This window comes from Zoogloea oryzae, assembly GCF_030161255.1.
GTDB lineage: Bacteria > Pseudomonadota > Gammaproteobacteria > Burkholderiales > Rhodocyclaceae > Zoogloea > Zoogloea oryzae.
This window is the reverse complement of sequence record NZ_BSPX01000118.1, coordinates 1-7894: the sequence shown is the minus strand read 5'-3', so window position 1 is coordinate 7894 and position 7894 is coordinate 1. Positions and strand designations below refer to the sequence as shown.

Annotated in this window: 8 protein-coding genes, 2 tRNA genes and 1 pseudogene; 5 read left to right on the top strand and 6 right to left on the bottom strand. The window is 67.5% G+C overall.

Features of this window, described 5'->3' with window-relative positions; all coding sequences use genetic code 11:
* From QQK25_RS21615 to QQK25_RS21590, 6 genes are all read right to left on the bottom strand, one after another.
* Nucleotides 1–852, bottom strand: an 852-nt coding sequence (locus QQK25_RS21615; RefSeq protein ID WP_284189819.1) for an AMIN domain-containing protein, incomplete at its 3' end; no start/stop codon positions are given.
* A 460-nt stretch (nt 853–1312) separates the two neighbouring features.
* A tRNA-Met gene (locus QQK25_RS21610) sits at nt 1313–1389 on the bottom strand.
* 110 nt (nt 1390–1499) lie between these two features.
* Nucleotides 1500–1895, bottom strand: coding sequence for a hypothetical protein (locus QQK25_RS21605; protein WP_284189818.1), 396 nt, complete (start codon nt 1893–1895; stop codon nt 1500–1502).
* Between the two features lie 118 nt (nt 1896–2013).
* Complete coding sequence (locus QQK25_RS21600; RefSeq protein ID WP_284189817.1) at nt 2014–2325, bottom strand: DUF5710 domain-containing protein; 312 nt, start codon at nt 2323–2325, stop codon at nt 2014–2016.
* A 7-nt stretch (nt 2326–2332) separates the two neighbouring features.
* On the bottom strand, nt 2333–2467 hold the full coding sequence (locus QQK25_RS21595) for a hypothetical protein (protein WP_255425183.1): 135 nt from the start codon (nt 2465–2467) through the stop codon (nt 2333–2335).
* A gap of 126 nt (nt 2468–2593) precedes the next feature.
* Nucleotides 2594–2669, bottom strand: a tRNA-Thr gene (locus QQK25_RS21590).
* A 149-nt stretch (nt 2670–2818) separates the two neighbouring features.
* Here QQK25_RS21590 and QQK25_RS21585 point away from each other — a divergent pair.
* From QQK25_RS21585 to QQK25_RS21565, 5 genes and pseudogenes are all read left to right on the top strand, one after another.
* On the top strand, nt 2819–4375 hold the full coding sequence (locus QQK25_RS21585; RefSeq protein ID WP_284189816.1) for a hybrid sensor histidine kinase/response regulator: 1557 nt from the start codon (nt 2819–2821) through the stop codon (nt 4373–4375).
* Nucleotides 4372–5013, top strand: coding sequence for a response regulator (locus QQK25_RS21580; RefSeq protein ID WP_153161186.1), 642 nt, complete (start codon nt 4372–4374; stop codon nt 5011–5013). The genes QQK25_RS21585 and QQK25_RS21580 overlap by 4 nt, the downstream gene beginning before the upstream one ends.
* A gap of 176 nt (nt 5014–5189) precedes the next feature.
* Nucleotides 5190–6932, top strand: coding sequence for a GGDEF domain-containing protein (locus QQK25_RS21575; protein WP_284189815.1), 1743 nt, complete (start codon nt 5190–5192; stop codon nt 6930–6932).
* Nucleotides 6933–6988: 56 nt separating this feature from the next.
* Nucleotides 6989–7339 carry a hypothetical protein gene (locus tag QQK25_RS21570; protein ID WP_284189814.1) on the top strand — a complete coding sequence of 117 codons (351 nt, stop codon included), beginning with the start codon at nt 6989–6991 and terminating at the stop codon, nt 7337–7339.
* Between the two features lie 35 nt (nt 7340–7374).
* Nucleotides 7375–7894: pseudogene (locus QQK25_RS21565) on the top strand (hypothetical protein); the annotation flags it as partial.

Sequence of the window (7894 nt, the reverse complement as noted above, 5' to 3'; positions counted from 1 at the left end):
GCTCCGCCCGGCGGGGGCCGCCGGGAGCTTCGGCGCCGCTGCCACGGCTGGGGCCGGCGCGACCACCGGCGACGGCGCCAGCGCGATCAGCACCGAGGCACCCGCGTTGGAACGGCTCAGCTCGGGGCTGACGAGGGACAGATCCTGACCGGGCCGGATCGGCATCACCACCCGCGAGCCGGCGCGGGGCAGATCCTGGAAGCGCGGCAGGCCGAAAACCGCCGGGTCGAAGGTCACGCTGCCGAACATCCGGCTCACGTGGGCCTTGCCGAGGCGGGGAAAATCGATGACCAGCCGCTGGGGATTGCGCAGCAGCTGGGTGTCGGCGCGCAGATCCTTGCCGCCGCGCAGCAGCAGCGTGCGCTGGCCGTCGGCGGTGTTGAGGTCGACGCTAGTGAGTTCGTCGTGCACGGCCTGCCGGCCAAGCACCACCTCCCACTGGCTGACGCCGCTGCCGATGGCCGCGATGGTCTCGTCGAGCACCTCGTAGGGTTCGAGCAGGTCGATGACCAGCCGCGAATCGGCCTTGCCGTCCGGCACCACGCGCACGTCGCGCACGCCGCCACTCTTCGCCTTGATTTCGCCGGCGATGCGCTTGCGCGCCACGTCGGCCGTCACGCCCTTGAGGATCAGCACCAGCTGGCGCCCGTCGGCGGTGACGCCGGAGTCCGCCAGGGTGCCCGGCTCGCTCTCCACCTGCAGCCGCAGGACGTTGCCGTCCTGCCGGAGCGCCACCCCGTGCATGTCGCCGGCCAGCGCCGGAAAGGCCACCCCGGCGACGGCGAGCACCACAGCCAGTTTTTTGAGCGCCGGAAGACCGCGACGATTGCCCTGCCCGATTGCGTCGTTCATTCGAAACCCGGAAAAATAGTTTGACTGCCCATCCGGGATCACCGACAGCATCCAGCCTCCGCACCTTGCGGAGCCCCCCTTCAAGCTGGCTGTCCCGGGCATTTCTTGCTGCGTCCTCGTCCTGCCAGGAAAACACCCGAACCAACACGATTTCGCGCGTAGACCTTTACGGCAAAGACTTCACTGGCTTGAGGCACAGCGTGGCGGCAGCCGGGCGCCAGACGTGACAACACGCCAGCGATCGGAAAGACGCAGGCAATCAGCTGATAATGAAGGGAAATAACGCGAGGACGAGCCACCGGAAGGTTGGCATCGGGGATGCGCCGGCCACTGCATCGCAAGCCAGGCGACGGGCGCGCACCGCGAACCGCCGCCGGGAAGACAGGAATCTGCCACCGGACGGAAGCTGAAAAGCAAAAAGCCCCAACCACCTGAGTGATTGGGGCTTGACGCTTGAAACTGGTTGCGGGGGCAGGATTTGAACCTGCGACCTTCGGGTTATGAGCCCGACGAGCTGCCAGACTGCTCCACCCCGCGTCGGAGAAACGCCATATTAGACAAGTCGAAATGCTGCGTCAAGCTTTTTTTGCATCATCACCATCAGGCGGTCGGATTCGTCATCAGGAAAGCCCGCCAACGCCGCGGCTTCAGCCCCGCGTCGATGGCTTGTCCGGCGCCTGCAGGAGCGCCGTTGTCGGCAGCCAGCCAAAGGTCTGGGCGGTATAGACCGACGCGCACAGGCTCAGGAAGTTGCGAAAGAGATCCACCGGCTGCCGATCCATCGAATCGGTAAAGTCGAACTGGCTCCCGAACATGTGGAACTCGCCGCAGATGCTGTTGAAGAGGGTGTCGAAGAACGCATCGCGGCGAGCCTCCGGCGCCTTTTCGGTGACAAGCTGCTGGAGCAGGGGCCCATAGGTGACCTTGGCCAGGGATTTGACGCTGCGGGCAAAATCGTCGGCGCGGTCGTCGGGAAAGTTCACCATCGTGATCTTGAATGACCGACCGTCCTTGGGATGTTTGGCGTGAATACGGATCTGCATGGTCGCGGCTGACAGCTGGGGGCCATTACTTAACGACCCCGGCCGGCCGAGCTTGATGCCGGAATACCCGAAACGCGTCACCTCACCCCAGATGCAAGGCGACCGCGGCCCCGCCCGGCTAGGCCGGCGCGCGCCAGCCTCGGGCCTCGACCACCGGCCCGCACGCCGCACAGCCCACCCACGGCTGGCAGTCGCAGTGCAGTTCGAAGTAGCGCGGCCCGGTCTGCACCTGCGCTGCTTTCGTGCGGACTGCTGGCGCCGGCTTCGCGGCGGCCTCCACCAGATCACCCTGGGCCGGCAGCCAGCGCTCGAAGGCCGCGAGATTGGGAACGTTCTGGACGTACCACAGCTTCTTCGCCGGATCCCAGCGCGCGCCCAGGCGCTTGGCTTCGTCCTTCTCGGCGAACGGTACGCGCAGATAGGTTTTCATGGCGGGGTCACTTTCCAGTCAGGCGCGACGAAAGCCGGCGCCGCTTCTCAGCGCCCTGCCGGCTTTGCCGCATGTCGATCACAAACGATGCCACCGCCACCAGCGCGACGACGACGCATCCGCCGATGATGATGTAACCCACGATTCCATGCATTTCAGGATGCAGAGCTGATGCTGGAGGAAGAAGAAAAGCCGGGCGGATTCTTCCGCCGCGCGAGCCCAATGAAAAAGCCGACCCTGACGGATCGGCCTATTTCCTTGAATCCAATGGTGCCGGTGAAAGGAATCGAACCCTCGACCTTCGCATTACAAGTGCGCTGCTCTACCAACTGAGCTACACCGGCTGATCGCCGCTTTCCGGCCACACCGGAAACATCCCGATATGCATGGACGGCAAAGGCCGGCCTGAACTATCCTTGGGAGTGGCGCAGGCCCCGGCGAGGGCCGGATTATAAACACAAAGCGACCCAACCACGCAGCCCCTACTCAGCGCATGTCTACTGCCCAGAAGCCGGACGTCCCCAGCCTCTCTCCTGTCGGCCCGGCCAAGCCACCGATCCGCCTGCTTTTCATCGAAGACTCCGAAAACGACGTCATCCTGCTGCTCCATCGCTTCCGTAACGCAGGCTACGCGCCCACCTACCTGCAGGTGGCGTCCGAGGAGGGCCTGCTCGAGGCGCTGCAGCGCGAGAGCTGGGACGTCATCCTGTGCGATCACAACCTGCCGGGCTTCAACGCCCAGGCGGCCCTGCGCCGGACCCAGGAGCTCGGCGTCGATCTGCCCTTCATCATCGTTTCCGGGGTGATGCAGGAAGACGAAGCCATCGCCGCGATGCGCGCCGGCGCCCACGACTACCTCAGCAAGAACAAGCTCGACCGCCTGGTGCCCGCCGTCGAGCGCGAGATGCGCGAAGTCGTCAACCGCCGCGAGAAGCGCCAGGCCGAGCAGACCCTGCGCCAGAGCGAGGCACGCCTGCGCGCCCTCACCGACAACATCCCCGGCGTGGTCTTCCAGATGGGCTACACGCCGGACGGCATGCTCGGCTTCCAGTATCTGTCCGAAGCCGCAACCATGCTCTTCGGCACCTCGGCCGAGGAGCTCATCGGCAGCTCGGCCGGCTGGATGAACTGGCTGCTCAACGAAGACCTGCCGGGCTTCATGGAAGCCGCCAGCGTGTCGGCCGAGAACCTCTCCACCCTCAACTGGGAAGGCCGCATCCAGCTCTCCACCGGTGAGCAGAAGTGGATCAACCTGCGCAGCTCGCCGCGCCTGTCCGAGATGGGTGCCGTGGTGTGGGAAGGCGTGATGTGGAACATCACCCACAGCAAGCACGTCGAGGCCGACCTGCGCGAATCCCGCAGCCAGCTCGCGGCCCTCTCCAACCACCTCCAGCGCATCAAGGAAGACGAGCGCGAGCGCATCGCCCGGGACGTCCACGACGTGCTCGGTGGTACCCTCGTTGCCATGAAGTTCGAGATGTCCCTGCTGGAAGCCAAGCTCGATGTGAACCTCGCTCAGGCCCGCGAGCGCGCCCGCAACGTGGGGCGGATGGTGGACGACGCCATCGCCACCGTGGGCCGTGTCACCCGCGAGCTGCGCCCTGGCATCCTCAAGGATTTCGGCCTCGCGGCGGCGATCGAATCCCAGGGCGAGGACTTCGCCCAGCGGACGGGCATCGCCTGTAACATTCTTTGTACCGACCATGACCTCGACCCGGACTACGATACGGCTCTGGCCTTCTTCCGGGTGTTCCAGGAGGCGCTGACCAACGTCAGCAAACACGCAGGCGCGACCGAGGTGAACGTGAGACTCATGCAGGAAGGTGACGAAGTGGTGCTCGAGATCGCCGATGACGGCTGCGGTCTCGCCGCAACCGATCTGCAGAAGCCCCGCTCCTTCGGCCTGCGGGGCATCCGCGAACGGCTGGCCAGTCTCGGCGGGCGCCTGGATCTCACCGACATCCAGCCCCACGGCACCCGCCTCGCCCTGCGCGCGCCCCTTCTGCCGGCCTCGCCGGACGAGCCCAACCCCACCAGGAGCCTTGCATGAGCAAGCCCATCCGCGTACTGATCGCCGACGACCACGCCATCGTCCGCCAGGGCCTGCGCCAGATCCTCTCCGACACCGCCGATCTCACCGTGGCCGGCGAAGCCGAAAACGGCGTGCAGGCGGTGCAGCTGGTGCGCTCGGGCGAATGGGATGTGGTGCTGATGGACGTCTCGATGCCCGACCGCAACGGCATCGACGCCCTCAAGATCATCAAGAAGGAATTCCCGCGCCTGCCGGTGCTCATCCTCAGCATGTACCCCGAAGAGCAATACGCGATCCGCGCCCTCAAGGCCGGCGCGGCGGGCTACCTCACCAAGCAGAGCGCGCCGGAGCTCCTCGTCACCGCGATCCGCCAGGTGGCCAGCGGCAAGAAATACGTCAGCCCGTCCCTCGCCGAAGAGCTCGCCAACGCCATCGGCGAAGACAGCGAACGCCCGCCCCACGAGAAGCTCTCCGATCGCGAGTATCAGACCCTGTGCATGATCGCCTCCGGCAAGACGCCCACCGAGATCGCCGAGGCCCTCAACCTCAGCGTCAAGACGGTGAGCGTCTATCGCGCGCGGCTCCTCGAGAAGATGAACCTGCGCAACAACGCCGAACTCACCCATTACGGGCTCAAGCACGGCCTGGCCGAATAGCCGCCGGGTTTCATTTTTTCGTTTTTTTCTGCGACGGTCGCGCCCGACAGCCTCAAGGCATGTGGGGCACGGCCGTTATTCAACGGGCTTACCAGAAGCGCCGTCACCCACCCTCACCCGGCACCGGGGCCTGAGATGAAGATGGCAGCTCGCAAACCGCCCAGCGCAGACACGCCATGAACGAACCCAGCCATCCCTCGGACATCGCCCGCGAAGCCTTCCGTCAACTGGCCCTGCGCCGGATCGCCCCCACTCCCGACAACTACCAGACCCTCTACCACGAGATCGCCGGCACTCCCGCCGACGAAGCCTTCCCCGAGCGCGCCCTCAAGCAGATCGCCGCCTCCCTGCCCCGGCACAACCACGAAGCCCTGCGCATCGCGCGGGATTTCGACACCGCCGTTGCCCAGGCTGACTGGGCCGGGCTCGGCGCGGCCATCACCAACGCCATCGCCGCCACCGACAGCCAGGGCATCAACTGGGGCAGCCTGCTGCGCGACCTGATCGCCGAATGGGACCGGCGCCAGGCCGGCCTCACCCAGGCCCGCAAGCGCGAGATGCTCGACCGCGTACTGAGCGCCTCCGGCACCAACCCGGAACGCCTCGCCGAAAGGCTCCAGGGCCTGCTGCGGGCATGGAGCCGCAACGCCGACGACGACGAGCCGCCGGCCCCGATCGGCGATCTTGCCCCGCCGGCCGCCGTCGATCGCACCAATCCTGCCACGCCGGCCTTTGCCGAGATGCTGGCCAGCCTGCTCGACAGCATCGCCAGCCAAGCCCGCCCCGCCGACGCCGATTTCGCCACCGAAGCCCGCGAGCTGGCCGTCGCCCTGCGCCAGCAGCCGCTCCGCCTGCCGGCCGACGCGCTGCAGCAGCGTCTCGACAAGCTGCGCGCCGGCCTCGAATGGGCCACCGAAGACCAGCACGCCCTGCGCGACGCCCTCCAGCGCGTACTCCAGCTCATCCTCGAGAACATCGGCGAGCTGGTAGTGGACGACCGCTGGCTCCACGGCCAGATCACCCTGATGGGCGAGATGTTCGCCCACCCCCTCGACGTGCGCGTGCTGGGCGAACTCGAAAGCCGCCTGCGCGACGTGATCGACCGCCAGAGCGCCATCAAGCTGGAGCTCTCCGACGCCCAGCTGCGCCTCAAGGAGATGCTCTCGCGCTTCGTCGATCGGCTGGGTGAATTCACCGATTCCACCGGCGACTACCACGCCAAGATCGAACGCTCCGCCGAACGCATCGCCGCCGCCCAGGACATCGCCGAGCTCACCGACGTGATCGCCGACGTGATGCGCGAGACCCGCAGCGTGCAGGCCTCCACCGCCCGCTCCCGGGACGAACTCGTCGCCCTGCGCAGCCGCGTGGACGAAGCCAACACCGAGATCACCCGCCTCCAGCACGAACTCGAACAGACCAGCGAGCTCATCCGCCACGACCCGCTCACCGGCGTGCTCAACCGCAAGGGCCTCGACGAAGCCCTCGCCCGCGAGACCGCCTTCGCCCAGCGCCGCGGCACACCCCTCTGCCTGGGGCTGCTCGACATCGACAACTTCAAGCAGATCAACGACATCCACGGCCACCAGACCGGCGACGAGGCGCTGCAGCACCTCACCGAAGTCGTCCGCGAGAACATCCGCCCGCAGGATTCCGTCGCCCGCTACGGCGGCGAAGAGTTCGTCATCCTGCTCCCCGACACCGGCCTCGAAGCCGCCGTCGCCGCCCTCGTGCGACTGCAACGCGCCCTCACCAAGCGCTTCTTCCTGGCCCGCCAGCAAAAGCTGCTGATCACCTTCAGCGCTGGCGTCGCCCAGTTGCTCGAAGGGGAAGACCCCGAGCAGGCCCTCGACCGCGCCGACAAGGCCATGTACATCGCCAAACGCTCCGGCAAGAACCGCGTCCTCGCCGCCCACTGACAGCCGCCGGGTAGGCTGCGCGGCGCAGACTATGCTAGATTTGTGGGCTTATGCGCATGTTCTCCATCCACGCCACGGCGCTTGCCGCCCTGGCCGTCACCCTGCCGCTCCTTTCCGGCCCCGCAGCCCGGGCTGAATCCCTCGGCCGGCTGTTCCACACCCCAGCCGAACGCGCCCGCATCGACCGCCCCCCGCAGCCCGACGCCACACCCGCCCCGCCGCCGCGCCTCGACGGCATCATCACCCGCAGCGGCGGCAAGCCCGTGATCTTCGTCGACGGCCAGGCCACCCCCGCCGACACCCGCCAGGTCCGCATCAACGACGCCAGCGCCCGCGTCACCGGCCCCGACGGCCGGCACCACCTGCTGCGCGTAGGCGACTCCCCCCTCAACACCGGCGCCCCCTGATGCGCACCGGGCCCGCCCGGCGCCGGCAACGGGGCATGCTCCTGCCCGCCCTGATCGTGCTCCTCGCCGTGGGCGGCCTCGGCTGGCTGCTGTCGCGCCAGGACAGCGCCGCCCACCGGGATCTCATCCGCGAGGCCCGCACCGCCGACGCCCTCGCCACTGCCCGCGAAGCCCTCCTCGGCTACGCCGCCACCTACCGCAATCGCGACCATGCCAACGCCGACTTCGGCTACCTGCCCTGCCCTGACCTCGACGGCGACGGCTCGTCCGAAACCTGCGGCACCAAGGGCCAGACCAGCATCGGCCGGCTGCCCTACCTCACCCTCAACCTGCCCGACTTGCGCGACGGCAACGGCGAATGCCTGTGGTACGCCGTCTCCGGCAATTTCAAGAACAACCCCAAACCCGACGCCCTCAACAGCGACAGCACCGGCAGCTTCCAGCTCATCGACGACGCAGGCGCCACCCGCCCCCTTGCCGGCGACCAGAGCGGCCGCGCCGCAGCCCTCGTCATCGCCGCCGGCGCCCCCCAGGCCGGCCAGTCCCGCAGCGCCG

What these genes read in the sequence shown, in the direction of transcription:
- QQK25_RS21605 (WP_284189818.1), bottom strand. Translation starts at nt 1,895, where the DNA reads ATGCAGATCCGTATTCACGCCAAACATCCCAAGGACGGTCGGTCATTC.
- QQK25_RS21600 (WP_284189817.1), bottom strand. Translation starts at nt 2,325, where the DNA reads ATGAAAACCTATCTGCGCGTACCGTTCGCCGAGAAGGACGAAGCCAAG.
- QQK25_RS21585 (WP_284189816.1), top strand. Translation starts at nt 2,819, where the DNA reads ATGTCTACTGCCCAGAAGCCGGACGTCCCCAGCCTCTCTCCTGTCGGC.
- QQK25_RS21580 (WP_153161186.1), top strand. Translation starts at nt 4,372, where the DNA reads ATGAGCAAGCCCATCCGCGTACTGATCGCCGACGACCACGCCATCGTC.
- QQK25_RS21575 (WP_284189815.1), top strand. Translation starts at nt 5,190, where the DNA reads ATGAACGAACCCAGCCATCCCTCGGACATCGCCCGCGAAGCCTTCCGT.
- QQK25_RS21570 (WP_284189814.1), top strand. Translation starts at nt 6,989, where the DNA reads ATGTTCTCCATCCACGCCACGGCGCTTGCCGCCCTGGCCGTCACCCTG.